Consider the following 25,294-nt stretch of genomic DNA (forward strand, 5'->3'; position numbering starts at 1 on the left):
CAGAAGCCACCGCCACCGGAACCCGCATGGCAGGATCGACCGTGCCATGACTGCACCCACGAAGCCCCAGAGCAGCCCAGCCACCGCAACCCCCACCCCGGCCCCCTCGGCCGCACCCACCACACTCCACACCCCGGTGATCGCCTGGTTCGAGACGCACGCCCGTGACCTGCCCTGGCGGCGCCCGGAGGCCGGCCCCTGGGGGGTGATGGTCAGCGAGTTCATGCTCCAGCAGACGCCGGTCAACCGCGTACTGCCCGTCTACGAACAGTGGTTGGCGCGCTGGCCGCGCCCCGCGGACCTCGCGAAGGAACCGCCGGGCGAGGCGGTCCGTGCCTGGGGCCGGCTCGGATACCCGCGCCGCGCCCTGCGGTTGCACGGCGCCGCGGTGGCCATAACGGAACGGCACGGCGGGGACGTACCGCGCGACCACGCGCAGTTGCTCGCGCTGCCGGGGATCGGCGAGTACACGGCCGCGGCGGTGGCGTCCTTCGCCTACGGCCAGCGGCACGCCGTGCTCGACACGAACGTGCGGCGGGTCTTCGCCCGCGCGGTCAGCGGCACGCAGTACCCGCCGAACGCGACCACGGCCGCCGAACGGAAGCTGGCCCGCGCGCTGCTGCCCGAGGACGACGGTACGGCGTCCCGCTGGGCGGCCGCGTCGATGGAACTGGGCGCGCTGGTCTGCACGGCGAAGAACGAGACGTGCGGGCGCTGCCCCATCGCCGGGCAGTGCGCGTGGCGGCTGGCCGGGAAGCCCGCGCACGAGGGGCCGGCGCGGCGCGGTCAGACGTACGCCGGTACCGACCGGCAGGTCCGCGGCAAGCTCCTCGCCGTCCTGCGGGACGCGATCGCGCCCGTACCGCAGGCGGTCCTCGACCGGGTGTGGGACGAGCCGGTGCAGCGCGCCCGCGCGCTCGACGGGCTGGTCTCCGACGGTCTGGTGGAGCCCCTGCCGGACGGGCTCTACCGGCTGCCCCTGACCTGACGGCCGGCCCGCCGTACGTCACGGGCCACGCACGGCCGGGGCCCGACCGCGACACGGACCGCTCGCGCGCCGCACGGGGCGAAACGGCACATCACCGCCCCAAAGCGTGGAGCGCTTTACCCCGTTCCTCCTTCTGTTACACAACCGACGGACAGCCGAGCGTTCACCGCAGGCTGGTTCGGACGTCCTCGTGACAACCCCTCCGTAGCTTCATTGGCGTACCGCAGGAACCCGCGAAACGTACCGGCGGGCCGGGCGGCACGAGCGGATCGCACCAGCGAGACGAAGCGGCGGACACCCGGCGCCGCGCGCCAGCGCGGAGCCGGAAACGGGGAACGGAGGCGGTTGATCATGGCGCACGGCGAGGTGCTCGAATTCGAGGAGTACGTCCGCACCCGGCAGGACGCGCTGCTGCGCAGCGCCCGTCGGCTCGTGCCGGACCCGGTCGACGCCCAGGACCTGCTGCAGACCGCGCTGGCGCGGACGTACGGCCGCTGGGAGGGCATCGCGGACAAGCGGCTGGCGGACGCCTATCTGCGCCGGGTCATGATCAACACGCGGACGGAGTGGTGGCGGGCCCGGAAGCTGGAGGAGGTTCCGACCGAGCAGCTGCCGGACGCGCGCATCGAGGACTCCACCGAGCAGCACGCGGACCGCGCCCTGCTCATGGACATCCTGAAGGTGCTGGCGCCCAAGCAGCGCAGTGTCGTGGTGCTGCGACACTGGGAGCAGATGTCCACGGAGGAGACGGCCGCCGCGCTCGGCATGTCGGCCGGCACCGTCAAGAGCACGCTCCACCGTGCGCTGGCCCGGCTCCGCGAGGAGCTGGAGTCGCGGGACATCGACGAGCGTGCCGCCCGCGCGTTCGAAGCGAGCGAGGAGCAGGAGCGTTGCGCGGCCTGAGTACAGCGGCCGGCCCCGGACCAGGGGTCCGGCAGGCGTCGAAGGCGGTGATCACGGCGGTGACCGTGCTCGCCGCCCTCGGCCTTTTCGTCTCCGCCTGCGGCACGGGCGGCACCGGTGCCCGGGACGAGGGACCGGCGGACAACGACTCCCTCGCGGCGGGCGCGGCCTCGCCGTCGCTGTCCCCGTCGGTCGACAGCGACAGCGACAGCGACGGCGACCACCCGAGTGTCGACGACGTCGTCCGCATGGTCCGCGCCGACCCGGAGGTCAGCCGGACCGTCAAGAGCGATCTGAAGCCGTGCGTGGCCGACGAGTACCCGGTGGACGTGACCTACGGGAACCTGACCGGCGGCTCCGGCGACGACCTCGTGGTCAATGTGATGACCTGCGCGGACGCCGTCGGGGTCGCGTCGTACGTGTACCGCTCGGAGAAGGGGACGTACCGGAGCGTGTTCCTCTCCGAACAGCCGCCCGTCTACGCGGAGATCGACCGGGGAGACCTCATGGTCACCCGGCAGCTGTACGAGAATGGCGACCCGTCGTCCTACCCGTCCAGCGAGGAGGTCACGACCTACCGCTGGATCAAGGACGGCTTCGTCCAGCGCTCCAGCACGCGTACCGAGTACAGCAGCGCGGTGGGCGGCGCGGAGACGGCGACCCCCGAGACGGGCTGAGCGAGGCGCCGGGGACCGGTGCCGCGCACGCACGACCCGACCGACCCGACCGACCCGACCGACCCGACCGGTTCTGTTCCACCCCGACCGAGAGCGAGCGAGATCACCGGATGGCAGAGCAGACCCATGTCCTGTTCGTCGAGGACGACGACGTGATCCGCGAGGCCACCCAGCTCGCACTGGAACGCGACGGCTTCGCGGTCACGGCCATGCCCGACGGGCTGTCGGGGCTGGAGGCGTTCCGCGCGGACCGGCCCGACATCGCGCTGCTGGACGTCATGGTGCCGGGCCTGGACGGGGTCTCCCTGTGCCGCCGCATCCGTGACGAGTCGACCGTGCCCGTGATCATGCTCTCGGCGCGCGCCGACTCCATCGACGTGGTGCTGGGTCTGGAGGCGGGCGCCGACGACTACGTGACCAAGCCGTTCGACGGTGCCGTCCTGGTCGCCCGGATCCGTGCGGTGCTGCGCCGCTTCGGGCACGCGAGCGGCGGTGACGCCAAGGCCGAGGAGGCCGGGGCCGCGAGCACCGGCGGGGTGCTCACCTTCGGCGAACTGGTCATCGACACCGAGGGCATGGAGGTCCTGAAGTCCGGAGTGCCGGTGGCGCTGACGCCGACCGAGATGCGGCTCCTGCTGGAGTTCTCGTCGGCCCCCGGCACGGTCCTCTCCCGCGACAAGCTGCTCGAACGCGTGTGGGACTACGGCTGGGGCGGCGACACCCGGGTCGTCGACGTCCACGTCCAGCGGCTCCGCGCGAAGATCGGCCAGGACCGTATCGAGACGGTCCGCGGCTTCGGCTACAAGCTCAAGGCCTGAGCGGGGCGGGGCGCGATGAACACGAGGGGGATACGAGGAGGGCCGGAGCCGGAGCCCGCGGGCGCCGCCGGCCGCCGGGCCGGTACGGGGCTCGCCTCGGGCATCCGCACCGGACTGCGGTGGCAGCTGAGCGCGGCGATCGCGCTGGTGGGGGCGCTGGTGGCGATCGCGCTGAGCCTGGTCGTGCACAACGCGGCGCGGGTGTCGATGCTCGACAACTCGCGCGACCTCGCCGACGAGCGCATCCAGGTCGCCCAGCGGATGTACGAGTCCGGCCGCCCGCTCAAGTCCGGCGCCTTCGGCGTGAAGCTCGACGACCCGGACATCCCCAAGGACCTGCTGGCCAAGGTCGCGGAGGGCCGCCGCGCCACCTATGTGTCCGAGGGCCGCAACGGCGTGCCCGACATCTGGGCGGCCGTTCCGCTGAAGGACAAGCGGGTCCTGTCCCTGCACACCGACTTCACCGATCACAGCTCCGCGGTGCTGCGCGACCTCGACCAGGCGCTGCTCATCGGTTCGATCGCGGTCGTCTTCGGCGGCTCGGCCCTCGGGGTGCTCATCGGCGGTCAGATGTCCCGCCGGCTGCGCAAGGCGGCCGCCGCAGCGCACCAGGTGGCCAAGGGCGAGTCGGACGTACGGGTGCGGGACGCGATCGGCGGTCTCGTACGCGACGAGACGGCCGAGCTGGCGAGGGCCGTGGACGCCATGGCCGACACCCTGCGCCAGCGCATCGAGGCGGAGCGGCGGGTGACGGCGGATATCGCGCACGAGCTGCGCACGCCGGTGACCGGTCTGCTCACGGCCGCGGAGCTGCTGCCGCCGGGCCGCCCCTCCGAGCTGGTCCGCGACCGGGCGCAGGCGATGCGCACCCTCGTCGAGGACGTGCTGGAGGTGGCCCGCCTCGACGGGGCCTCCGAGCGGGCCGAGCTGCAGGACATCATGCTGGGCGAGTTCGTGGCCCGGCGGGTGGCGGCGAAGGACGCGGACGTGCGGGTGCGGATCGTGCACGAGTCGGAGGTGACGACGGACCCCCGCCGCCTCGAACGCGTCCTGCTGAACCTGCTGGCGAACGCGGCGAAGCACGGCAGGCCGCCGATCGAGGTGTCCGTCGAGGGCCGGGTCATCCGGGTCCGCGACCACGGGCCCGGCTTCCCCGAGGACCTGCTCGCGGACGGCCCGCGCCGTTTCCGGACCGGCGCCTCCGACCGTGCGGGGCAGGGGCACGGCCTCGGGCTCACCATCGCCGCCGGGCAGGCCCGTGTTCTCGGTGCCCGGCTCACCTTCCGCAACGTCCGCCCGCCGGGTTCCCCGGAGGGCGTCCCGGCCGAGGGCGCGGTCGCGGTGCTGTGGCTCCCGGAACACGCCCCCACGAACACGGGCAGCTACCCGATGCTGCCGGCTTCCCTGGACGGGGCGGGCTGAACCGGGGCCGTCTCCCTCCGGGGTGCGCGGGAGAGCTCGGGGGTTCCGGTGTGGTGGCGGGTGCGGGCTCGGTGGGGCTTCTCGCGCAGTTCCCCGCGCCCCTGAAAAGCAGGGGCTGCGCCCCAAGCTTTTCAGGCCCGCAGGGGCCGTTGGCTTTCAGGCCCGCGGGGCCTGGGCTTTCAGGCCCCGCGGGGCCTGGGCTTTTAGGGGCGCGGGGAACTGCGCGAGAAGCCCCCACCCACCCGCACCCGCCACCGCACCGAACCCCCCGAGCTCTCCCGCGCCGGCCCCGGGGGGGGCGGCCCATCAGACCCCCGCCGCCTCCTTCGCCGCGGCCCCACCGGCGGAGCCCACCGCGGACGACCCCCCGGCCCCCCGCAGCGGCACCTCCTTCACGAACACCGCGGCGACCAGCGCCACCACGGACACGACCGCCCCCAGCAGGAACGCCGAGTGCGTCCCCGAGGCCACCGCGTACTGGTACGCCTCCCGCGCCGCCGCCGGCAGCTTCGCCAGGCTCGCCGCGTCCAGCTGGGCCGACTGCTCGGTCACCTGGGACCCCAGCGCCCCGGCCCGCTCGGCCATCACGTCCTGCACCCGGCTGTTGAACAGCGCCCCCATGATCGCGACGCCGAACGAGGACCCGAGCGTCCGGGCCAGCGTGGTGGTGGAGGAGGCGACGCCCATGTCCTTCATCTCCACACTGTTCTGCGCGACCAGCATGGTGATCTGCATCAGACAGCCCATACCGGCGCCCAGCACGGCCATGAACACCCCGGACGTCAGCCGGCTCGTACCGGTGTCCATCTGGGCCAGCAGGAACAGGCCCACCATCATCAGGACGCTGCCGACGACCGGGAACACCTTGTAGCGGCCGCTTCCCGTGGTCACCCGTCCGGCCACCATCGACACCGCGAGCATCGCGCCCAGCATCGGCAGCAGCAGCAGCCCGGAGTTGGTCGCGGACGCGCCCTGCACGGACTGCTGGAACAGCGGCAGGAACAGCACCGCGCCGAACATCACGAAGCCGGTGAAGAAACCGATCAGGGACATCAGCGTGAAGTTCCGGCTGCGGAAGATGTGCAGCGGGATCACCGGCTCGGCCACCCGCTTCTGCACGAACAGGAAGCCGACCAGCGAGGCCACACCCAGCGCGATCAGCTCCATGACGACGGCCGACCCCCAGGCGTACTCGGTTCCGCCCCACGTCGTGACCAGCACGATCGCCGTGATGCCGACGGTCAGCAGGGCCGCGCCCAGGTAGTCGATGTCCCGCGCCGACCGCCCGTCCCGCGACGGCTTCGGCAGGTGCAGTACGGCGCTGATGGCGACCAGTGCCACGACCCCGAGCGGCAGGTTGATGTAGAAGGACCAGCGCCAGCCCCAGTGGTCGGTGATGGACCCGCCCACCAGCGGTCCGGCGATCATGGCCAGGGCCATGACACCGGCCATCATCCCCTGGTACTTGCCGCGCTCACGCGGGGGTATCAGGTCGCCGATGATCGCCATGACGCCGACCATCAGCCCGCCGGCGCCCAGTCCCTGCACCGCGCGGAACGCGATCAGCTGGCCCATGTCCTGGGCCATACCGCTCAGCGCCGAACCGATCAGGAAGATCACGATCGAGGTCATGAAGATGAGCTTGCGGCCGTAGAGGTCGCCGAGCTTGCCCCAGATCGGGGTGGAGGCGGCGGTCGCCAGCGTGTAGGCGGTCACGACCCAGGAGAGGTGTTCCAGGCCCCCCAGCTCGCCCACGATCGTCGGCATCGCGGTACCGATGATCATGTTGTCGAGCATCGCCAGCAGCATGGCGATCATCAGCGCGAGCAGGACCACCCGCACACTGCGCGGCTGCGGTCCGTCCTTGCCGGGTCCACCGCTCACGTCGTTCTTCGTCTCCGCATCCATCGCGGTCCTCCACTCCCCCCGGAGCCACCGAGTACTTACTTGCCGACCGGCTAGTTGTCTACACTAAGGGAAGCTAGGCCCCTAACTAGCCGGGCGTCAAGTAAGTTCGACCGGCTTGGTCGAGGCTTGACCGGTGCAGGACCTTCCGTGACGGCGAGGAGTACGACGATGAGCGACCCGACAGCGGACGCGACGGGCGCGACGGACGTGGCGAGCGCGACGGACGTGACCCACGGAGCGCCCGCGCCGGCGGCGAAACGGCAGCGCCGAGGCGACACCCGGCAGCGCATCCAGGACGTCGCCCTCGAACTCTTCGCCGAGCAGGGCTACGAGAAGACCTCACTGCGGGAGATCGCCGAACGCCTCGACGTGACGAAGGCGGCGCTGTACTACCACTTCAAGACCAAGGAAGACATCCTCATCAGCCTCTTCCAGGATCTGCAGCGGCCGATCGACGAGCTGATCGACTGGGCCGGCACCCAGCCGCGCACCCTCGACACCAAGCGCGAGATCCTGCGCCGCTACAGCGTGGCCCTCGTCGACGTCGCCCCCCTGTTCCGCTTCATGCAGGAGAACCAGGCGACGGTGCGCGAGCTGAGCGTCGGCGAGACGTTCAAGGACCGCATGCTCCGGCTGATCGACTCCATCAAGGAGCCCGACGCCGCCCTGACCGACCAGGTCCGCTGCACGAGCGCCCTGTTCACCATGCACGCCGGCATGTTCGTCCTCCGGGACGTCGAGGGCGACCCCGAGGAGAAGCGCAAGGCCGTCCTGGAGGTCGCGATCGACCTGGTGACCCAGGCGCACCGGGGCACCGGGGACGCCTGAAGCCCGTCACATCCGAGGGCGCGAGCGACTCAGACCTTGACGCCCTTGGTCCGCAGGAAGGCGACCGGGTCGATGGCGGAGCCGTAGTTCGGAGTCGTACGGATCTCGAAGTGCAGGTGCGGCCCGCTGGAGTTACCGGTGTTGCCGGAGAAGGCTATGCGCTGCCCGGTCTTGACGACCTGCCCGACCTTCACGCCGACCTTGGACAGGTGGGCGTACTGCGAGAACGTGCCGTTGCCGTGCTTGATGACGACGGCGTTGCCGTACGCGGGACCGTCACCGGCGCCGTTGCCGCCGGCCTTCACGACGGTGCCGCCGTGCGCGGCGGCGACGGCCGTGCCGCTCTTGACGGCGAAGTCCTGACCGCTGTGCTTCGCGGACCACATGGTGCCGGCCTGCGCGAAGCGCGCGCTCAGCTTGTAGCCCTTGACGGGGCTCACCCAGGAGGCCGCCTTCTTGGCGGCGGCGGCCTGGACGGTGGCGGTGCCGGCGCTCGTGGCCTGGGCACCACCGGCGGCGGCCGCGACCCCGGCTCCCAGCACACCCGAGACACCCACACCCACGGCCATCACGGCGGCGCGGACACGGAGCTGGGACATACCGGAACGGGGAGTGCGAACACGCTGCGACATGGAGTACCTCACGGGGGACGGAGACAGGGGAACGTGCCTCGACGGACACGCGTCCCACCCGGCGCACTTCTGCGTCCGCCGAACGGGACACCCCTTGGTACCCCGACGCCCCGAAACGCCTCAAACATGTGACCTACGACAGAAAGTCGTAGATATCCCGCAATCACACCTCACATTGACATCACCTCCCAAACAGCCCCTCACCTGCACAGCACGAACCGAATCCCCCACCCCGAGACCCGAATGTCCGTTTTGCCCGCCACCCTCTCGCCACTATTCCGCCTAGTACCGGACAAAAGACCTGTGCGGCTCGTCACCGATAACGGCCGGAAAGCACGCCCGCATGTGACGGCGGCTACGAGGTCCGCGTCACTCATTTCCCCGCCGACACCCCGGCACGACAGCCGGGAGCCCTCGGCACGGCAAAGGACAAAGGGGCTGCCCCGGGACCGAAGTCCCGGGGCAGCCCCTTGTCGCTCGCTCAGGCCGAGCGCAGCGGTTACGCGTCCTTGCTCAGGTTCGGGCCCGCACCGCCGGCCGCCTGCTCGATCGGCGGGACGTCCGGCAGCGCCGACTTCTCCTCACCCCGGAAGGTGAAGGTGGCCGCGTCGCCCTCGCCCTCGGTGTCCACGACCACGATGTGGCCGGGGCGCAGCTCGCCGAAGAGGATCTTCTCGGAGAGGGTGTCCTCGACCTCGCGCTGGATGGTGCGACGCAGCGGACGCGCACCCAGCACCGGGTCGTAGCCCTTCTTGGACAGCAGCTCCTTGGCGGACTGGGAGAGCTCGATGCCCATGTCCCGGTCCTTCAGGCGCTCGTCGACCTTGCCGATCATCAGGTCGACGATCCGCAGGATGTCCTCCTGCGTGAGCTGCGGGAAGACGACGACGTCGTCGACACGGTTGAGGAACTCGGGCCGGAAGTGCTGCTTCAGCTCGTCCGAGACCTTGTTCTTCATGCGCTCGTAGTTGGTCTTCTTGTCGCCCGAGGCCGCGAAGCCCAGGTTGAAGCCCTTGGAGATGTCCCGGGTGCCGAGGTTGGTCGTCATGATGATGACCGTGTTCTTGAAGTCCACGACCCGGCCCTGGGAGTCGGTCAGACGACCGTCCTCCAGGATCTGCAGCAGCGAGTTGAAGATGTCCGGGTGGGCCTTCTCGACCTCGTCGAAGAGGACGACGGAGAACGGCTTGCGGCGCACCTTCTCGGTCAGCTGGCCGCCCTCTTCGTAGCCCACGTAGCCGGGGGGCGAACCGAAGAGACGGGAGACCGTGTGCTTCTCGCTGAACTCCGACATGTCGAGGGAGATCAGCGCGTCCTCGTCACCGAAGAGGAACTCGGCGAGCGCCTTGGACAGCTCGGTCTTACCGACACCGGACGGGCCGGCGAAGATGAACGAACCACCGGGACGCTTCGGGTCCTTGAGGCCCGCACGCGTACGACGGATCGCCTTCGACAGCGCCTTGACGGCGTCGACCTGGCCGATGACCCGCTTGTGGAGCTCGTCCTCCATGCGCAGCAGACGCGAGGACTCCTCCTCGGTCAGCTTGAAGACCGGGATGCCGGTGGCGGTCGCGAGGACCTCGGCGATCAGCTCGCCGTCGACCTCGGCGACGACGTCCATGTCGCCGGCCTTCCACTCCTTCTCCCGCTTGGCCTTGGCGGCCAGGAGCTGCTTCTCCTTGTCGCGCAGGGAGGCGGCCTTCTCGAAGTCCTGCGAGTCGATCGCGGACTCCTTGTCCCGGCGGACACCGGCGATCTTCTCGTCGAACTCGCGGAGGTCCGGCGGCGCGGTCATCCGGCGGATGCGCATCCTCGATCCGGCCTCGTCGATCAGGTCGATCGCCTTGTCGGGGAGGAAGCGGTCCGAGATGTACCGGTCGGCGAGCGTCGCCGCCTGCACCAGGGCCTCGTCCGTGATGGAGACGCGGTGGTGCGCCTCGTACCGGTCGCGCAGACCCTTGAGGATCTCGATGGTGTGCGGGAGCGAGGGCTCGGCGACCTGGATGGGCTGGAAGCGGCGCTCCAGGGCCGCGTCCTTCTCCAGGTGCTTGCGGTACTCGTCCAGCGTGGTGGCGCCGATGGTCTGCAGCTCACCGCGGGCCAGCATCGGCTTCAGGATGGAGGCGGCGTCGATGGCGCCCTCGGCGGCACCCGCACCGACCAGCGTGTGCAGCTCGTCGATGAACAGGATGATGTCGCCGCGGGTGCGGATCTCCTTGAGGACCTTCTTCAGGCGCTCCTCGAAGTCACCGCGGTAGCGGGAGCCGGCGACCAGCGCGCCGAGGTCGAGGGTGTAGAGGTGCTTGTCCTTGAGGGTCTCGGGCACCTCGCCCTTGACGATGGCCTGGGCGAGGCCCTCGACGACGGCAGTCTTGCCGACGCCGGGCTCACCGATCAGCACCGGGTTGTTCTTGGTGCGGCGGGACAGCACCTGCATGACCCGCTCGATCTCCTTCTCGCGCCCGATGACCGGGTCGAGCTTGGACTCACGAGCGGCCTGGGTGAGGTTCCGGCCGAACTGGTCGAGGACCAGGGACGTCGAGGGGGTGCCCTCGGCGGGGCCGCCGGCGGTGGCGGTCTCCTTGCCCTGGTAACCGGAGAGCAGCTGGATGACCTGCTGCCGCACCCGGTTGAGATCTGCGCCCAGCTTGACCAGGACCTGGGCGGCGACGCCCTCGCCCTCACGGATCAGGCCGAGCAGGATGTGCTCCGTGCCGATGTAGTTGTGGCCCAGCTGAAGGGCCTCGCGGAGCGACAGCTCCAGGACCTTCTTGGCACGGGGGGTGAAGGGGATGTGGCCGGACGGAGCCTGCTGCCCCTGCCCGATGATCTCCTCCACCTGCTGGCGGACCGCCTCGAGCGAAATCCCGAGGCTCTCCAGGGCCTTAGCGGCGACACCCTCACCCTCGTGGATCAGGCCCAGGAGGATGTGCTCGGTGCCGATGTAGTTGTGGTTGAGCATCCGGGCTTCTTCCTGAGCCAGGACGACAACCCGCCGCGCGCGGTCGGTGAACCTCTCGAACATCGTTAATCGCTCCTCAGAGCGGTCAGGCAGTGAGGGGACGCTCCCCTCTCTGTCCTTCCGCAGCTTAGTCCCGCAAGCGGGGACCGCTCATTCCAACTGCCGACACCGTCCGGTTCACCTCCGCTCTCGCGGAGACAGAAGTTGCTGCCTCCTGGGTCCCGAACGCCGACATCTGCTCCAACCCGATGGTGCGAGACGATGTTCCCGCAGGCCAGGCAGTTACCCCCACCATCAGTACGCCGATGGCGAACGTGAGACGGCCTTTCCTGCGTGTCGCCCCCTCCCACTAGGGATGTCTTACCCGTAGGGACTGACACTCCATGCCGGATGCACCGGTTCCCTCCGCTAAGGGCGAACATCCTTGCGCCGTCACCCACCGCTGAACGCCCCCTTTCCCGGTACTCCTCGCATCCGAACGGACACCCAGCGTAACTCCGGGCCTCTTCGCACGGTTGCTCCTGACATGGCCATCGTCCCCCTTCCCCGCCGACCGCTCGACCCGAGCGGCGTCCCGGGTGCCGTCGCCCGCGATGTCGCGGGTGATCCCGCGTGCGACGCGGTGCGGCGGTGGTACGAGAACGACCTCGGCTGGGCGACCGTGCCCGGGACGCCCGTACACCTCATTACGGGCCTGCGCTTCGATGTGCTCGACGCACCGGAGGAAGCGGGTGTCGCGGCGCTCAGGCATCTGGGTCCGGTGCCCGGTCCGGGCTCACCGGTGGCGCTGCGCGGCGGGCGGATGCTGCTGCTGGTCGCGGCGGGCTGCGCGGAGGAACTGCCGGGCCTGCTGGAGTGGCTGGACTGGGGCGGCCTCGCCCTGGACCTCACTGCCGTCGGAACGGGCGGTCACCTGGTGGCGCCGGCGCCACCGGGCGGGGCCGTGAGGCCGGTGGGCGGGCATGGGGAGGCCGGTTCACAGGGGGCCGCCGTGTGGCTGCGGCCCCCCGAGCCGGGGTGCGAGGTGGAACCCTCGCTGCCGAGCTTGTCGGCCTTGGGGGGCGGTGGGGTCGCCCCTGACCTCGTGCGGGTGGTGGACACGGTGGCGACGCACTGCCACCGCGTCCGGCTGCGGCGCGCGAGCACCGGGCCGTCGGAATCTCAGCCGTTGGCCTTCTCGTAGGCCTCGCGGATGGAGGCGGGGACGCGGCCGCGGTCGTTGACCTCGTAGCCGTTCTCCTTCGCCCAGGCGCGGATGGCCGCGGTGTCCTGGCTGCCGCCGGCGGCGGCACGGGCCTTGCCCCGTCCCCCCGCAGCACGGCCTCCGGTACGACGGCCACCCTTGACGTAGGGGTCGAGAAGGCCACGGAGCTTGTCCGCGTTGGCGGTCGTGAGGTCGATCTCGTACGTCTTGCCGTCCAGCGCGAACGTCACGGTCTCGTCCGCCTCGCCGCCGTCGAGGTCGTCGACAAGAAGGACCTGAACCTTCTGTGCCACCGGATTTCCTTTCATCGATAACTTCAGGGCCGAGGGCCTGCGGCGTGCGCCGCTGTTTCGCGTCCCCTGTTATATGCAGTACTGCAGTACGTCGGAAAGCAAACCGCTTTTCCAGGAAAAACACAAACCCCTGGGAGAGACCAGGGAGAGACCGGGGAGAGGCGGCGGAGAGGGCGGGGAGCCCGGGGAAGACCGGAAACATGCGCGTTTCGGACATAGGGCACCTGGGCAAGGAGCCCCGGTGGAATAGGGGCCGGGGTTCCCCGATGAACGTCTGCCTTCCTTGCGGATCGGCCGGCGATCACAGATGCAGAAGCATCCGGCTGTTGCCCAAGGTGTTCGGTTTCACCCGTTCGAGACCGAGGAACTCCGCGACGCCCTCGTCATAGGAACGCAGCAGCTCGGCGTAGACATCGGTGTCGACCGGAGTCTCACCGATCTCCACGAAGCCGTGCTTCGCGAAGAACTCGACTTCGAAGGTCAGACAGAAAACCCGGCGAACACCCAGCCAGCGAGCGGTGTGGAGCAACTTCTCCAGCAACTGGTGGCCGACGCCGAGACCCTTGGCGTCCGGGTTCACCGCGAGAGTACGGACTTCCGCGAGGTCTTCCCACATGACGTGCAGCGCGCCGCAGCCGACGACCTCGGCGTTGTCGTCCCGTTCCGCGACCCAGAACTCCTGGAGGTCCTCGTAAAGGGTGACCGTCGCTTTGTCGAGCAGGATGCTGCGCTGGACGTACGAGTCGAGGAGGCGGCGTACGTGCGGGACATCGCTGGTCCGAGCCCGCCGGACGGTGATGGCTTTTGAGGTGACTTCGGGACTCGATGCTGGCATGAGCGGACGCTATCGCCCGGGGAGATCAGGGGATTCGCCGGGGGTCCCCTGTGTTTCGCCGGACGATTCGGTGGATTCGCCCGGGGTTTCCACAGGGGTTTCGACGGCCGGGGAGGCGCCGGCGGGCGGTTCGGGTTTGACGGTGCCGGGGCCCTGCACGATGCGTACGGCGTCGGTGAGCGCCTGGCGCTGTTCCTCGCTCATCATCCCGAAGAAGGCGACGAGGGCGGCCGCGGGGTTGTCGCTCTGCGACCAGGCTTCGTTCATCAGTGCGGCCGCGTAGGCGGCACGCGTCGAGACCGCCTCATATCGATAGGCCCGGCCTTCCGCCTCGCGGCGCACCCAGCCCTTCTGATGGAGATTGTCCAGCACGGTCATCACCGTGGTGTACGCGATGGTCCGTTCGTTCTGGAGGTCTTCCAGGACTTCCCGAACGGTCACCGGGCGGTTCCACTTCCACACCCGCGTCATGACCGCGTCTTCGAGTTCTCCCAAGGGGCGAGGCACAGTTCCGCACGATATCCGGAGAAACCGCTTGAAGCAGAACAAAAAGGGCGTACGACTCGAAAAACACACGAGTCGTACGCCGATGGGGCGTCGCGTCAGGCGCCGTTGCCGCCGGGGCCGGTGTCGCCGGCCCGGCGGGTGCTCTCCGCGCGGGCGAGGGCCGCGTCGACCGCCGCGTCCTCCTTGGCCTTGTTGGAGCCGCCCTGGGTCTTCACGATCACCCTGATGACGGCGATGAACAGCACGGCCATCACGAAGGGGGGCAGCAGCGCGGAGACGTAGTCCATGGGTCCAGGGTAGCCAGGGCTAGACGGCGGCCAACTGCTGGGGCGGGTTCGCGGGCGGGGCGGCCGGTTTGCGCTTGGGCGGGAAGACCTCGCCCGGGGTGGGGACGGGGCGGCGGCGGGCCGGGCTCGGGGCGTCCGGGCGCGGGACGGGGCCCGGCTTCTCGGCGGGCTGCGCCGGGCGGGACGGCCGGGCGGGCTTGGGTGCGGCGGGGTCCCCGGCGGCGTCGTGCGCGAGGGCGGGGGTGAGGGCGGGCGCGGGGGCGCCGGGTTCCAGCAGGCCGCCGGGGAGCGCGGTGAGCCGGAGCCGGGAGCGGCCGGAGCCGGAGCGGGAGGCGGGGACGACCACCGCGGAGGGGGCCGCGCGCCCCGCGAAGCGGGCGCGCACGTCCTGTTCGGCCAGCGGGCGGCAGCGTTCCAGGAGGGCCGCGGCGGTGGGGTTGCCGCGCAGCGCGCGCAGGGCGGTGAGGTCGTCCGGGCCGGGACGGTACCCGACGTCCAGGGCCTGTGCGAGGAGGGCCGCGTAGCCCGTGAGCGTGCCGGGGAGCGCGGCGCGGTAGCGGGCGAGGTCGGCGAGCAGGAAGGCCCTCAGACGGGCGTCCTCGCGGGTCGCCTCGTCGACGGACTCGGCGAGCCGGAGGCAGTCCTGCACCTCCTGCGCCGAGGCGGGGCTGGGGTTGAGGGCGAGGGCGAGGGCACGGCGGAGCACACGAAGCTCCTCGGCGCCGAACGCCATGCCGCCGCGGGTTCCGTGGGGCGTGGGCATGCCGCGACGATACGCGCTAATCAGACAAAAGAGGGTCGATGGGGGCGTGTGGCGCCGGGGACCACCCGGCTGGGGGGACGGGGGCGCCTGAGGGGGTGGGGGGTTCGGTTCGTGGGCGGGTGCGGGTGAGTGGGGCTTCTCGCGCAGTTCCCCGCGCCCCTGAAAACCGGGGGCTGCGCCCCGCGCTTTTCAGGCCCGCAGGGCCGTTGGCTTTCAGGCCCGCAGGGCCTGGGCTTTTAGGGGCGCGGGGAACTGCGCGACCAGCCCCCACTCACCCGCACCCGCCCACGAACCCCGCACCCCCCACCCCCTCCCACGCCCCTCAGAGCCGGGCCACGTTCCGTTCGTACACCAGCCGCAACCCGATCAACGTCAACCACGGCTCGTGCTCGTCGATGACGGACGACTCGCCCAGCACCATCGGCGCGAGCCCACCCGTCGCGATGACCGTCACGTCCTCGGGGTCGTCCGCCAGTTCGCGGACCATCCGGCTCACCACCCCGTCGACCTGCCCGGCGAACCCGTAGACGATCCCGGACTGCATCGCCTCGACCGTGTTCTTGCCGATCACGCTCCGCGGCCGGGCCACCTCGATCTTGCGGAGCTGGGCGCCCTTCACGCCGAGCGCCTCCACGGAGATCTCGATGCCGGGGGCGATGACACCGCCCACGTACTCCCCGCGCGCGCTGACCGCGTCGAACGTCGTCGCCGTACCGAAGTCGACGACGACGGCGGGCCCGCCGTACAGCTCGACGGCGGCGACCGCGTTGATGATGCGGTCGGCGCCGACCTCCTTGGGGTTGTCCGTGAGGATCGGGACGCCCGTCTTGACCCCCGGTTCGACGAGGACCGCGGGGACGTCGCCGTAGTAGCGGCGGGTCACCTCGCGCAGCTCGTGCAGGACGGACGGGACCGTGGCGCAGATCGCGATGCCGTCGATGCCGTCGCCCAGTTCCTCGCCGAGGAGCGGGTGCATGCCCATCAGGCCCTGGAGGAGGACCGCCAGTTCGTCGGCGGTGCGGCGCGCGTCGGTGGAGATGCGCCAGTGTTCGACGATGTCCTCGCCGTCGAACAGACCGAGGACGGTGTGGGTGTTGCCCACGTCGATCGTCAGCAGCATGGCCGTCCCCGTCCTACTCGGCCGCGCGCAGGTCGAGGCCGATGTCCAGGATCGGGGACGAGTGCGTCAGGGCCCCGACGGCCAGGAAGTCGACGCCCGTGTCCGCGTACGCCTTGGCGTTGGTGAGCGTCAGCCGGCCCGAGGCCTCCAGGAGGGCGCGGCCGTCGACGAGCGCCACGGCCTCCTCGCACTCGACCGGCGTGAAGTTGTCGAGCAGGATCAGGTCGGCGCCCGCGTCGATGACCTCGCGGAGCTGGTGGAGGGTGTCGACCTCGACCTCGATGGGCACCTCGGGGAACATCGCGCGTACGGCCTCGAACGCCTGGGCGACACCGCCGGCGGCGACCACGTGGTTGTCCTTGACGAGGGCCGCGTCCGAGAGAGACATGCGGTGGTTGACCCCGCCGCCGCAGCGGACCGCGAACTTCTCCAGGGAGCGCAGCCCCGGCGTCGTCTTGCGGGTGTCGCGGACCTTCGCCTTCGTGCCCTCCAGGGCGTCCGCCCACGCGCGCGTGGCGGACGCGATGCCGGAGAGGCGGCACAGCAGGTTCAGGGCGCTGCGCTCGGCGGTGAGCAGGTCGCGGGTGGCGCCGGTGACGCTGAGGAGCTTCTGGCCGGCCTCGACGCGGTCGCCGTCGTCGACGTGCCGCTCGACCTCGAACTCGTCCGTGCAGGCCACCGAGAGGACCGCCTCGGCGATCCGCAGGCCCGCGACGACGCCGCCCTCGCGGGCGGTGAAGTCGGCGGTGGCGCGGGCGTCCTCGGGGATGGTGGCGACCGTGGTGACGTCCACGCCGTGGGCGAGGTCCTCCTGGAGGGCGACGTTGGCGATGTCCTCGACCTCGACGGGGTCGAGTCCGGCGTCGGCCAGGAGCTGGGCGAGCGCGGGGTCGAGCCCGCACTCCAGGTACGCCTCGGTCAGGCCGTCGTCGGCGCCACAGGCGCAGCCGTCGCCGCAGCCGCCGCCGGAGGCGAGGGGAAGTTCGGGGGTGCTCACGTCTGTCACTGCTCCTGGTGATGCGGCCGGGTCGGGGGGAAGTCTGCGGTATCCGTGGTGTGTACGGCGAGCGTCCGGTCCGGATTCAGCCGGACGACGATGTGGCGGCGCCAGGCGGTGTCGTCGCGCTCGGCGCGGTCCTCGCGCCAGTGGCAGCCGCGGGTCTCCTCGCGCAGCCGGGCGGCGGCGACCAGCACCCGGGCCACGCACAGGAGGTTGGTGGTCTCCCAGGTGTCGACACCGGGTTCCGCCGTCTTGCCGTTCTCGGCGAGGGTGTCGCGGGCCTGTGCGTGCAGCCGGTCCAGGGCCTCGGCGGCGGTCGCGAGGGAGGTCTCGGAGCGCAGGACGCCGGCGCCCTCGGTCATGGTCCGCTGAATCGCGAACCGGATCTCCGGTTCGAGCAGCGGGTGCGCGGGCTTCGCCGCGTACGGGACGGGCTGCGGCACGCGCGCGGGGAGGCCGTTCCCGGCCTGGGCGGCGGTGATGTCGGCGACGATGCGCTCGGCGTAGACCAGGCCCTCCAGGAGGGAGTTGGAGGCGAGCCGGTTGGCGCCGTGGACGCCGGTGCAGGCGACCTCGCCGCAGGCGTAGAGGCCGGGGACGGTGGTCCGGCCGTGGGAGTCGGTGCGGACGCCCCCGGAGGCGTAGTGCGCGGCCGGGGCGACCGGGATGGGCTCGGTGACGGGGTCGAGGCCGTGGGCGCGGCAGGCGGCGAGGATCGTCGGGAAGCGGTGCTCCCACATGTGCGCGCCGAAGTGCCGGGCGTCCAGGTACATGTGCTCGGCGCCCTGCTCCTGCATGCGGCGCATGATGCCCTTGGCGACGATGTCGCGGGGCGCCAGTTCGGCCAGCTCGTGCTGCCCGAGCATGAAGCGGACGCCGTCGCCGTCGACCAGGTGGGCGCCCTCGCCGCGGACCGCCTCGGAGACCAGGGGCTGCTGGCCCTCGGCGTCCGCGCCGAGGAACAGCACGGTCGGGTGGAACTGGACGAATTCGAGGTCGGAGACCTCCGCGCCGGCGCGCAGGGCGAGGGCCACGCCGTCGCCCGTCGACACCGACGGGTTGGTGGTCGCCGAGAAGACCTGGCCCATGCCACCCGTGGCGAGGACGACGGCGGGGGCGTGGACGGCTCCCACGCCGTCGTGCTGGCCCTCGCCCATGACGTGCAGGGTGACACCGGCGGTGCGGCCGTCGGCGTCCAGCAGGAGGTCCAGGACGAGCGCGTTCTCGACCGTGCGCAGCCCTCGCGCGCGGACGGCCTCGACCAGTGCCCGGGAGATCTCGGCGCCGGTCGCGTCGCCGCCCGCGTGGGCGATGCGGCGGCGGTGGTGGCCGCCCTCGCGGGTCAGCTCCAGGCCGCCCTCCTCCGACTCGTCGAAGTGGGCGCCGGTCGCGATCAGACGGCGTACGGCGTCGGGGCCCTCGGTGACCAGGAGCCGCACCGCCTCCTCGTCGCACAGGCCCGCCCCGGCCACCAGGGTGTCGTCCTGGTGCTGCTCGGGGGTGTCGCCCTCGCCGAGGGCGGCGGCGATGCCGCCCTGGGCCCAGCGGGTGGAGCCGTCGTCGAGGCGGGCCTTGGTGACGACGACCGTGCTGAGACCGGCGGCCTCGCAGCGCAGCGCGGCGGTGAGGCCGGCGACGCCCGAGCCGACGACCACGACGTCGGCGTCGATGGACCAGCCGGGGGCGGGCGCGTGCAGTCGTATGCCGGTGCTGGTCACGAGGCGGCTCCGAGGGGTCCGAAGGTCAGGGGGATGTTGTCGATCAGCCGGGTCGTCCCCACCCGGGCCGCGACGGCGAGGACGGCCTCGCCGGTGAAGTCGTCGGGGATGTCGGTGAAGTCCGACGGGTCGACCAGGGCCAGGTAGTCCAGGGCGAGCGGCGGCTTCATGCGCCGGGCCTCGTCGAGGACCAGGCGGGCGGCGGCGCGGACGGCGGCCGGTCCGCCGGGGGCCGACTTGGCCATGGCGTGCGCGTCGGCGGCCGCGCGGGACTCGCCGATCGCGCTCAGGGCCTCGGCACGGGCGCGGGTGGCGGGCACCTCGCGGGCACGCGCGCGCAGCGCCTCCTGGGCGGCGTGCCGGTCGCGGCCGGCGAACAGCGCCTGGGAGAGCGCCAGGGCCGTGCGGCGCTCCTCGGTGGACAGGTAGCGGTTGCGGCTGGACAGGGCCAGGCCGTCCTCCTCGCGGACGGTCGGCACGCCCACGACGTCCATGCCGAAGTTCAGGTCGCGGACCATGCGGCGGATCAGGGCGAGCTGCTGGGCGTCCTTCTGGCCGTAGAGCGCCACGTCGGGGCGGGTGAGGTGCAGCAGCTTGGCGACCACGGTGAGCATGCCGTCGAAGTGGCCGGGCCGGGAGGCGCCCTCCAGACGTTCGCCCATGGGTCCCGCGGTGACGCGGACCTGTGGTTCGCCGCCCGGGTAGACCTCGTCGGCGGACGGGGCGAACACCACGTCGGCGCCCGCGGCCGCGGCGAGTTCGACGTCGGCGTCCAGGGTGCGGGGGTAGCGGTCGAGGTCTTCGCCGGCGCCGAACTGGAGGGGGTTCACGAAGACCGTCACCACGACCTCGCCCGTGCCGCCCGCGATCTCGCGCGCGGTGCGGATCAGGGTGGCGTGGCCCTCGTGCAGGGCGCCCATGGTCATCACGACGGCCCGGCGTCCCTCACGCGCGCGTGCGTGCAGTTCGCCGGCGGTGCGCAGCACGGTGACGGTCATCGGGCGTCCCCCTCGGTCCCGTCGGTGCCGCCCGCTCCGGCGGTCCGGTCCGTCCTGCCGGCGAGCACGCCGAGGAGGTCCTCGGCGAGTTCGGGCTTGAGCAGGCCGTGGGCGAGGGCCCGGTCGGCGGTCGCGCGGGCCATCGCCAGGTACCCGTCGACGGTCGCCGGGGCGTGCGCGCGCAGTTCGGCGACGTGCGCGGCGACCGTGCCCGCGTCCCCGCGCGCGACGGGGCCGGTGAGCGCCGCGTCGCCCGACCTGAGCGCGTTGTCCAGGGCGGCGCCGAGCAGCGGGCCGAGCATGCGGTCGGGGGCGGAGACGCCGGCCGTGCGCAGCAGTTCCATGGACTGGGCGACCAGGGTCACCAGGTGGTTGGCGCCCAGGGCGAGGGCCGCGTGGTAGAGCGGGCGGTTCTCCTCGGCGATCCACTCGGGCTCGCCGCCCATCTCGATCACGAGGGCCTCGGCGGCCATCCGCAGCTCGTCCGGGGCGGTGACCCCGAAGGAGCACCCGGCCAGCCGCTGCACGTCCACCGCGGTGCCGGTGAACGTCATGGCGGGGTGCAGCGCCAGCGGCAGCGCACCCGCCCGGAGCGCGGGGTCCAGCACCTTCGCGCCGTACCGGCCGGAGGTGTGCACGAGCAGCTGCCCCGGTCGTACGGAGCCGGTCTCGGCGAGGCCCTCGACCAGGCCCGGCAGGGCGTCGTCGGGGACGGTCAGCAGCACCAGGTCCGCGTGGCGCAGCACCTCGGCGGGGGACATCAGCGGCACGTCGGGCAGCAGGTCGGCGGCACGTCTGCGGGAGGCGTCGGAGACGCCCGAGACGGCGACGGGGCGGTGGCCCGCCAGGCGGAGCGACGCCGCCAGCGCGGGGCCGACGCGGCCGGCGCCCACGACCCCGACGGCGAGCCGCGCGGGGCGGTCCTTCGGCTCTGGCTGCTGGAATGTACTCACTCGGTGGTGGCCTTCCCGTTCCAGTCCGCTCTGGGTACCGGACGATTTCTCGTCATGTTAACGCGATTGGTTCGAGGGGCGTTCGGCCGTCCACAGGCTGTGGGCGGCCGCGGCGCGTTCCCGCAGGTCGGGCCAGGGCCCCGGTTCCGCGGGCCGTCGGCTCGAAATCCGGGTGCCGGGCGGGACGGGCCGGGGGGATGATCCCAGGATGAGCGAAGCGGCGAGGAAACGGTACGAGCGGCGGCAGGCCGCGCATCGGGCGGCCGGGCGGGTGCTGACCCGGACGAGTGCGCTGGCGACGGTCCGGGAGCGCCTGGCGCTGCTGGACTCGGCCGGGGACGTGTACGACCTGGACCGGACCGCCGACATGTACGGCAACGGGATCGTCGAGGCCCTGGAGGAGCGGACCGCCGCGCTGCTCGGCATGGAGGCGGCCGCGTTCTTCCCGACCGGCACGATGGCCCAGCAGGTGGCGCTGCGCTGCTGGGCGGCCCGCACCGGGAACCCGGCGGTCGCCCTGCACGCCCTCTCGCACCCCGAGATGTACGAGCGCCACGCCTTCAGCCAGGTCAGCGGCCTGCGCCCGGTCCGGCTGACGAGCGAGCCGCGGCAGCCGACCGCCGAGGAGGTGAGCGCTCTGGACGAGCCGTTCGGGGCGCTGATGCTCGAACTGCCGCTCAGGGAGGCCGGTTTCGTGCTCCCCTCCTGGGAGGAGCTGGAGGAGGTCACCGAGGCGGCACGCGCGCGGGAGGCGGTGGTCCACTTCGACGGGGCCCGCCTGTGGGAGTCCACGACACATTTCGGCCGCCCGGTCGACGAGATCGCGGCCCTCGCCGACACCGTCTACGTGTCGTACTACAAGTCGCTGGGCGCCTACGGCGGTGCCGCGGTCGCCGGTCCCAGGACACTGATCGACGAGGCGAAGTCCTGGCGGCACCGGTACGGCGGCCAGGTCTTCCAGCAGTTCCCCACCGCCCTGTCGGCCCTCGTCGGCCTGGAGCGGGAGCTGCCCCGGCTGCCGGAGTACGTGCGCCACGCGCGCGTGGTCGCCGCCGCGCTGCGCGAGGGGTTCGCGGCGGCCGGGGTGCCCTGGGCCCGGGTGCACCCCGAGGAGCCCCACACCCACGAGTTCCAGGTCTGGCTGCCGTACGAGGCCGACGTCGTCGCGGAGGCGTCGGTGCGGCAGGGCGAGCAGACCGGCGCGCTGCTCTTCGCCCGCCCCTGGGACCGGGGCGGGCCGGGGCTGGCGGTCACGGAGATCGAGGTGCGGGCCGCCGCCCTGGAGTGGACGGCAGCGGACGTGCACGGGGCCGTCGCGGACTTCGTGACGCTGGTGGGGAAGGTCGCCGGCGAGTAGGGCCCGCCCGGCAGGCCCCGTGCGGCGGTCAGCCCTGTCCGCCCGCCCGGACCAGTCCCGTCTCGTAGGCGAGGACGACCACCTGGACGCGGTCGCGCAGGCCCAGCTTGGTGAGGATACGGCCGACGTGGGTCTTGACCGTGGCCTCGGAGAGGACGAGGCGGGCGGCGATCTCGCCGTTGGACAGGCCCTGGGCGACGAGGATCATGACCTCGCGCTCGCGTTCGGTGAGCCGCTCCAGCTCCTTGTGCCGGGGTTCCGAGCCGGTGCTCGGCAGCATCGGGGCGAAGCGGTCGAGCAGGCGCCGGGTGGTGGAGGGTGCCACGACCGCGTCGCCGCTGTGCACGGCGCGGATCGCGGCCAGCAGCTCGCCGGGCGGCACGTCCTTGAGCATGAAGCCGGACGCGCCCGCCTTCAGCCCGGAGAAGGCGTACTCGTCGAGGTCGAAGGTGGTCAGGATGAGCACCTTCGGCGGGTCCTGCTCGGCGCAGATGCGGCGGGTGGCCTCGACGCCGTCCAGCTTCGGCATCCGGACGTCCATCAGGACGACGTCCACCTCGGTCGTCCGTACCGTCTGCAGGGCCTCGACGCCGTCACCCGCCTCCGCCACGACCTCCATGTCCGGCTGGGCCGCCAGCACCATCCGGAAACCGGTGCGCAGCAGCACCTGGTCGTCGACGAGCATCACGCGGATCGCCATCGGGTCCTCTTCCGTGTCTTCGCGGGGGGTCTGAAGGAGCGGGTGTCAGTGTGCGGGCTTCAGGGGCAGCAGGGCGCTGATCCGGAAGCCGCCGCCGGGCCGGGGCCCCGCGTCCAGCGTGCCGCCGACCATACCGACGCGCTCCCGCATCCCGATGAGGCCGTGCCCCTGCCCGTCGGCGCCGCCCTCCTCGTACAGCTCGTGGGGCGCGCCCTTGCCGTCGTCCTCGACCAGCAGCCCGAGCCCGTCGTCGAAGTAGACCAGCCGGACGCTCGCCCCGGTGTTCGGGCCCCCGTGCTTGCGGGTGTTGGTGAGGGCCTCCTGGACGATGCGGTACGCCGTCAGCTCCACTCCGCTGGGCAGCGGGCGCGGGGTGCCCTCGATCTTGAAGTCGACGGGCAGGCCCGCCACCCGGCACTGCTCGACGAGGTCGTCGATCTGCTCCACGTCGGGCTGCGGGACGTACTCGCCGACCTCCTTGTGCTCGCCGGTGCGCAGCACGCCGAGCAGGCGGCGCATCTCGGCGAGGGCCTGGCGGCCGGTGGAGGAGATGGTCTCCAGCGCCTTCTTCGCCTGGTCGGGGGCGGCGTCGAGGACGTACGCGGCGCCGTCGGCCTGGACGACCATGACGGAGACGTTGTGCGCGACCACGTCGTGCAGTTCCCGGGCGATCCGGGCGCGCTCGGCGGCGACCGCGACCTTGGCCTGGGCCTCGCGTTCCTTCTCCAGCCGGGCGGCGCGCTCCTCCAGCTGCGCGAAGTACGCGCGGCGGGTGCGCAGGGAGTCGCCGAGCACCCAGGCCAGCGCGAACGGCACGGTCAGGACCACGGCGAGCACCGCGTTGCCCAGCGTGCTGGTCTGCTGCTCGGTCCAGCGCAGCTGCGCCAGCGAGGCCGCGCAGAGACCGCCGCCGAGGGCGAACCAGGAGGCCCAGCGGGCGCCGTCCGCCGCGACCGTGTAGATGACCACGAGCATCGCGAAGTCGGCGGGGATCCTCGGTACTCCGACGATCAGCTGGGCGATGCCCGCCGCTGCGGCCAGCACCAGCATCTTCTCGGGCATGCGGCGCCGCAGGGCGATCGACAGGCAGAGCGCGAGCGAGATCACCACGAACGCGGGCTCGTTGATGTCGTTCGCGTAGACCGAGTCGATCGGTCCGCTCACCAGGCTCATCCCGAGCAGGACGACGGCCCAGAAGGTGTCGACCCATGTCGGGTGCCGGCGGAGGAAGTCATAGAGGCGCTGCACGTGACCCAGCGTAGGGAAGGGGTCGGTGTGCCGGGGTCAACCGGAGGGCCGATCCGTGACCGGGGCACGTACTCCCCAAGGTGGAGGCCGTGTTACCCGTTCCGCATAGCCTGACGTGATGAGGGATCGTCCCGCGCGACCGGACCTGGCGCCGCACACGTCACCGCCCGCCGCCCCGGTAGGGCCGGGGCCCTGGCGCCGTTGGCGCGACGCGGCCGAGGAGGCCCTGTACGGGCCCGCCGGCTTCTACCGGCGGCCGGAGGGGCCCGCCGGGCACTTCCGGACCTCCGTGCACGCCTCCCCGCTCTTCGCCGCCGCCGTGGCGCGGCTGCTGTGCCGGGTGGACGAGGCGCTGGGGCACCCCGGCGCGCTGGCGTTCGTGGACATGGGGGCCGGGCGGGGGGAGCTGGTGAGCGGGGTGCTGGCCGCCCTGCCCGCGCGGGTGTCGTCCCGTACGCGCGCGTACGCCGTCGAACTGGCCGGGAGGCCGGACGGTCTCGATCACCGCATCGAGTGGCGCGCGGAACCGCCGACGGGGGTCACCGGGCTGCTGTTCGCCAACGAGTGGCTGGACAACGTGCCCGTGGACGTCGTCGAGGTGGACGCGGCGGGTACGGCCCGGCTGGTGCTCGTACGGGAGGACGGGAGCGAGCGGCTCGGGGAGCCGGTGGCCGGGGAGGCGGCCCGGTGGCTGGAGCGGTGGTGGCCGCCGGGGCCCGAGGAAGGGCTGCGGGCCGAGGTCGGGCTGCCGAGGGACCGGGCATGGGCCGCCGCCGTGGCGGGTGTGGCGCGGGGGCTCGCCGTCGCGGTCGACTACGGCCACCTGGCGGGCTCCCGGCCGCCCTTCGGGACGCTCACCGGGTTCCGGGAGGGGCGGGAGACCGCGCCGGTCCCCGACGGGTCGTGCGACCTCACCACGCATGTGGCGCTGGACGCGTGCGCGCTGCCGGGGGCCCGGCTAACCACCCAGCGGGAGGCCCTGCGCGCCCTGGGGGTCACCGCGGGCCGTCCGCCGCTCGCCCTGGCGACCACCGACCCGGCGGCGTACGTACGGGCCCTCGCGGGCGCGGGCGAGGCCGCCGAACTGACCGCGCCGGGCGGGCTGGGCGACTTCGGCTGGCTGGTGCAGCCGGCCGGCATCCCGGACCCGTTCCCCGGCGGCACCCCGTAGCG

The 25,294-nt window shown here is 72.1% G+C and carries 24 protein-coding genes; 9 read left to right on the plus strand and 15 right to left on the minus strand.

Annotated features, from left to right (window positions below; all coding sequences use genetic code 11):
• Positions 1–46 precede the first annotated feature (46 nt).
• The 5 genes from PYR72_RS21110 to cseC all read left to right on the plus strand — a co-directional run bounded on the left by PYR72_RS21110 (position 47) and on the right by cseC (position 4,808).
• Positions 47–988, plus strand: a complete 942-nt coding sequence (locus PYR72_RS21110; RefSeq protein WP_275456756.1) for an A/G-specific adenine glycosylase — start codon at positions 47–49, stop codon at positions 986–988.
• A gap of 351 nt (positions 989–1,339) precedes the next feature.
• Entirely contained in the window at positions 1,340–1,891 is a 552-nt protein-coding gene (locus tag PYR72_RS21115) for a SigE family RNA polymerase sigma factor (RefSeq protein WP_013001644.1), read from the plus strand.
• A complete protein-coding gene (locus tag PYR72_RS21120; RefSeq protein WP_275456757.1) occupies positions 1,879–2,568 on the plus strand; it encodes a hypothetical protein in 690 nt (229 codons plus the stop codon). Before PYR72_RS21115 ends, PYR72_RS21120 begins: the two co-directional genes overlap by 13 nt.
• Before the next feature lie 110 nt (positions 2,569–2,678).
• Entirely contained in the window at positions 2,679–3,386 is a 708-nt protein-coding gene (gene cseB / locus PYR72_RS21125) for a two-component system response regulator CseB (protein ID WP_275456758.1), read from the plus strand.
• A gap of 15 nt (positions 3,387–3,401) precedes the next feature.
• Entirely contained in the window at positions 3,402–4,808 is a 1,407-nt protein-coding gene (cseC, locus tag PYR72_RS21130) for a two-component system sensor histidine kinase CseC (RefSeq protein ID WP_275456759.1), read from the plus strand.
• 306 nt (positions 4,809–5,114) lie between these two features.
• On the opposite strand, the gene PYR72_RS21135 is transcribed toward cseC, so the two are convergent.
• Positions 5,115–6,716 (minus strand): MDR family MFS transporter, encoded by a 1,602-nt coding sequence (locus PYR72_RS21135; RefSeq protein ID WP_275456760.1) that lies wholly within the window; start codon positions 6,714–6,716, stop codon positions 5,115–5,117.
• Positions 6,717–6,884: 168 nt separating this feature from the next.
• Here PYR72_RS21135 and PYR72_RS21140 point away from each other — a divergent pair, with 168 nt between their 5' ends.
• A complete protein-coding gene (locus tag PYR72_RS21140) occupies positions 6,885–7,544 on the plus strand; it encodes a TetR/AcrR family transcriptional regulator (protein ID WP_275456761.1) in 660 nt (219 codons plus the stop codon).
• Between the two features lie 29 nt (positions 7,545–7,573).
• Here PYR72_RS21140 and PYR72_RS21145 read toward each other — a convergent pair whose 3' ends face one another.
• Positions 7,574–8,176 (minus strand): M23 family metallopeptidase, encoded by a 603-nt coding sequence (locus PYR72_RS21145; RefSeq protein WP_275456762.1) that lies wholly within the window; start codon positions 8,174–8,176, stop codon positions 7,574–7,576.
• A 499-nt stretch (positions 8,177–8,675) separates the two neighbouring features.
• Positions 8,676–11,201, minus strand: a complete 2,526-nt coding sequence (locus tag PYR72_RS21150; protein ID WP_059083960.1) for an ATP-dependent Clp protease ATP-binding subunit — start codon at positions 11,199–11,201, stop codon at positions 8,676–8,678.
• 463 nt (positions 11,202–11,664) lie between these two features.
• Between PYR72_RS21150 and PYR72_RS21155 the strand changes: the two genes are divergently transcribed.
• Positions 11,665–12,321: an SCO3374 family protein gene (locus PYR72_RS21155; protein ID WP_275456763.1), complete on the plus strand. Its 657-nt coding sequence runs from the start codon at positions 11,665–11,667 to the stop codon at positions 12,319–12,321.
• Here the strand turns inward: PYR72_RS21155 and PYR72_RS21160 are convergent.
• The 10 genes from PYR72_RS21160 to PYR72_RS21205 form a co-directional block, all read right to left on the minus strand.
• Positions 12,300–12,635, minus strand: coding sequence for an Lsr2 family protein (locus PYR72_RS21160; protein WP_013001654.1), 336 nt, complete (start codon positions 12,633–12,635; stop codon positions 12,300–12,302). The genes PYR72_RS21155 and PYR72_RS21160 overlap by 22 nt on opposite strands.
• Before the next feature lie 301 nt (positions 12,636–12,936).
• Positions 12,937–13,470: an amino-acid N-acetyltransferase gene (locus tag PYR72_RS21165; RefSeq protein WP_059083962.1), complete on the minus strand. Its 534-nt coding sequence runs from the start codon at positions 13,468–13,470 to the stop codon at positions 12,937–12,939.
• A 9-nt stretch (positions 13,471–13,479) separates the two neighbouring features.
• The gene (locus PYR72_RS21170; RefSeq protein ID WP_275460473.1) at positions 13,480–13,977 is read right to left on the minus strand and encodes a BlaI/MecI/CopY family transcriptional regulator; all 498 of its coding nucleotides are present in this window, start codon (positions 13,975–13,977) and stop codon (positions 13,480–13,482) included.
• 95 nt (positions 13,978–14,072) lie between these two features.
• The gene (locus PYR72_RS21175) at positions 14,073–14,264 is read right to left on the minus strand and encodes a hypothetical protein (protein ID WP_275456764.1); all 192 of its coding nucleotides are present in this window, start codon (positions 14,262–14,264) and stop codon (positions 14,073–14,075) included.
• Between the two features lie 19 nt (positions 14,265–14,283).
• A complete protein-coding gene (locus PYR72_RS21180) occupies positions 14,284–14,997 on the minus strand; it encodes a hypothetical protein (protein WP_275460474.1) in 714 nt (237 codons plus the stop codon).
• A gap of 352 nt (positions 14,998–15,349) precedes the next feature.
• The gene (locus tag PYR72_RS21185; RefSeq protein WP_013001659.1) at positions 15,350–16,147 is read right to left on the minus strand and encodes a type III pantothenate kinase; all 798 of its coding nucleotides are present in this window, start codon (positions 16,145–16,147) and stop codon (positions 15,350–15,352) included.
• A gap of 13 nt (positions 16,148–16,160) precedes the next feature.
• On the minus strand, positions 16,161–17,144 hold the full coding sequence (gene nadC, locus PYR72_RS21190) for a carboxylating nicotinate-nucleotide diphosphorylase (protein WP_275456765.1): 984 nt from the start codon (positions 17,142–17,144) through the stop codon (positions 16,161–16,163).
• Between the two features lie 5 nt (positions 17,145–17,149).
• Positions 17,150–18,865: an L-aspartate oxidase gene (locus PYR72_RS21195; RefSeq protein ID WP_275456766.1), complete on the minus strand. Its 1,716-nt coding sequence runs from the start codon at positions 18,863–18,865 to the stop codon at positions 17,150–17,152.
• Complete coding sequence (gene panC, locus PYR72_RS21200) at positions 18,862–19,863, minus strand: pantoate--beta-alanine ligase (RefSeq protein ID WP_275456767.1); 1,002 nt, start codon at positions 19,861–19,863, stop codon at positions 18,862–18,864. The genes PYR72_RS21195 and panC overlap by 4 nt, the downstream gene beginning before the upstream one ends.
• The gene (locus tag PYR72_RS21205; RefSeq protein ID WP_275456768.1) at positions 19,860–20,816 is read right to left on the minus strand and encodes a DUF2520 domain-containing protein; all 957 of its coding nucleotides are present in this window, start codon (positions 20,814–20,816) and stop codon (positions 19,860–19,862) included. The genes panC and PYR72_RS21205 overlap by 4 nt, the downstream gene beginning before the upstream one ends.
• Before the next feature lie 208 nt (positions 20,817–21,024).
• Here PYR72_RS21205 and PYR72_RS21210 point away from each other — a divergent pair, with 208 nt between their 5' ends.
• Complete coding sequence (locus tag PYR72_RS21210; protein ID WP_275456769.1) at positions 21,025–22,173, plus strand: beta-eliminating lyase-related protein; 1,149 nt, start codon at positions 21,025–21,027, stop codon at positions 22,171–22,173.
• A gap of 28 nt (positions 22,174–22,201) precedes the next feature.
• Here PYR72_RS21210 and PYR72_RS21215 read toward each other — a convergent pair whose 3' ends face one another.
• Entirely contained in the window at positions 22,202–22,873 is a 672-nt protein-coding gene (locus PYR72_RS21215) for a response regulator transcription factor (protein ID WP_013001665.1), read from the minus strand.
• Positions 22,874–22,918: 45 nt separating this feature from the next.
• Positions 22,919–24,121: a sensor histidine kinase gene (locus PYR72_RS21220; protein WP_275456770.1), complete on the minus strand. Its 1,203-nt coding sequence runs from the start codon at positions 24,119–24,121 to the stop codon at positions 22,919–22,921.
• A 118-nt stretch (positions 24,122–24,239) separates the two neighbouring features.
• On the opposite strand from PYR72_RS21220, the gene PYR72_RS21225 reads away from it, so the two are divergent.
• A complete protein-coding gene (locus tag PYR72_RS21225) occupies positions 24,240–25,292 on the plus strand; it encodes an SAM-dependent methyltransferase (protein WP_275456771.1) in 1,053 nt (350 codons plus the stop codon).
• Positions 25,293–25,294 lie beyond the last annotated feature (2 nt).

The sequence above is a fragment of the Streptomyces sp. VNUA24 genome, assembly GCF_029167005.1.
GTDB lineage: Bacteria > Actinomycetota > Actinomycetes > Streptomycetales > Streptomycetaceae > Streptomyces > Streptomyces scabiei.

Coding starts and splice junctions, on each gene's coding strand:
- cseB (WP_275456758.1), top strand. CDS start 2,679: ATGGCAGAGCAGACCCATGTCCTGTTCGTCGAGGACGACGACGTGATC.
- PYR72_RS21175 (WP_275456764.1), bottom strand. CDS start 14,264: ATGGACTACGTCTCCGCGCTGCTGCCCCCCTTCGTGATGGCCGTGCTG.
- PYR72_RS21110 (WP_275456756.1), top strand. CDS start 47: ATGACTGCACCCACGAAGCCCCAGAGCAGCCCAGCCACCGCAACCCCC.
- PYR72_RS21185 (WP_013001659.1), bottom strand. CDS start 16,147: ATGCTGCTGACGATCGACGTGGGCAACACCCACACCGTCCTCGGTCTG.
- PYR72_RS21215 (WP_013001665.1), bottom strand. CDS start 22,873: ATGGCGATCCGCGTGATGCTCGTCGACGACCAGGTGCTGCTGCGCACC.
- PYR72_RS21155 (WP_275456763.1), top strand. CDS start 11,665: ATGGCCATCGTCCCCCTTCCCCGCCGACCGCTCGACCCGAGCGGCGTC.
- cseC (WP_275456759.1), top strand. CDS start 3,402: ATGAACACGAGGGGGATACGAGGAGGGCCGGAGCCGGAGCCCGCGGGC.
- PYR72_RS21145 (WP_275456762.1), bottom strand. CDS start 8,176: ATGTCGCAGCGTGTTCGCACTCCCCGTTCCGGTATGTCCCAGCTCCGT.
- PYR72_RS21210 (WP_275456769.1), top strand. CDS start 21,025: ATGAGCGAAGCGGCGAGGAAACGGTACGAGCGGCGGCAGGCCGCGCAT.
- PYR72_RS21150 (WP_059083960.1), bottom strand. CDS start 11,201: ATGTTCGAGAGGTTCACCGACCGCGCGCGGCGGGTTGTCGTCCTGGCT.
- PYR72_RS21140 (WP_275456761.1), top strand. CDS start 6,885: ATGAGCGACCCGACAGCGGACGCGACGGGCGCGACGGACGTGGCGAGC.
- PYR72_RS21165 (WP_059083962.1), bottom strand. CDS start 13,470: ATGCCAGCATCGAGTCCCGAAGTCACCTCAAAAGCCATCACCGTCCGG.
- PYR72_RS21115 (WP_013001644.1), top strand. CDS start 1,340: ATGGCGCACGGCGAGGTGCTCGAATTCGAGGAGTACGTCCGCACCCGG.
- panC (WP_275456767.1), bottom strand. CDS start 19,863: ATGACCGTCACCGTGCTGCGCACCGCCGGCGAACTGCACGCACGCGCG.
- PYR72_RS21180 (WP_275460474.1), bottom strand. CDS start 14,997: ATGGCGTTCGGCGCCGAGGAGCTTCGTGTGCTCCGCCGTGCCCTCGCC.
- PYR72_RS21225 (WP_275456771.1), top strand. CDS start 24,240: ATGAGGGATCGTCCCGCGCGACCGGACCTGGCGCCGCACACGTCACCG.
- PYR72_RS21135 (WP_275456760.1), bottom strand. CDS start 6,716: ATGGATGCGGAGACGAAGAACGACGTGAGCGGTGGACCCGGCAAGGAC.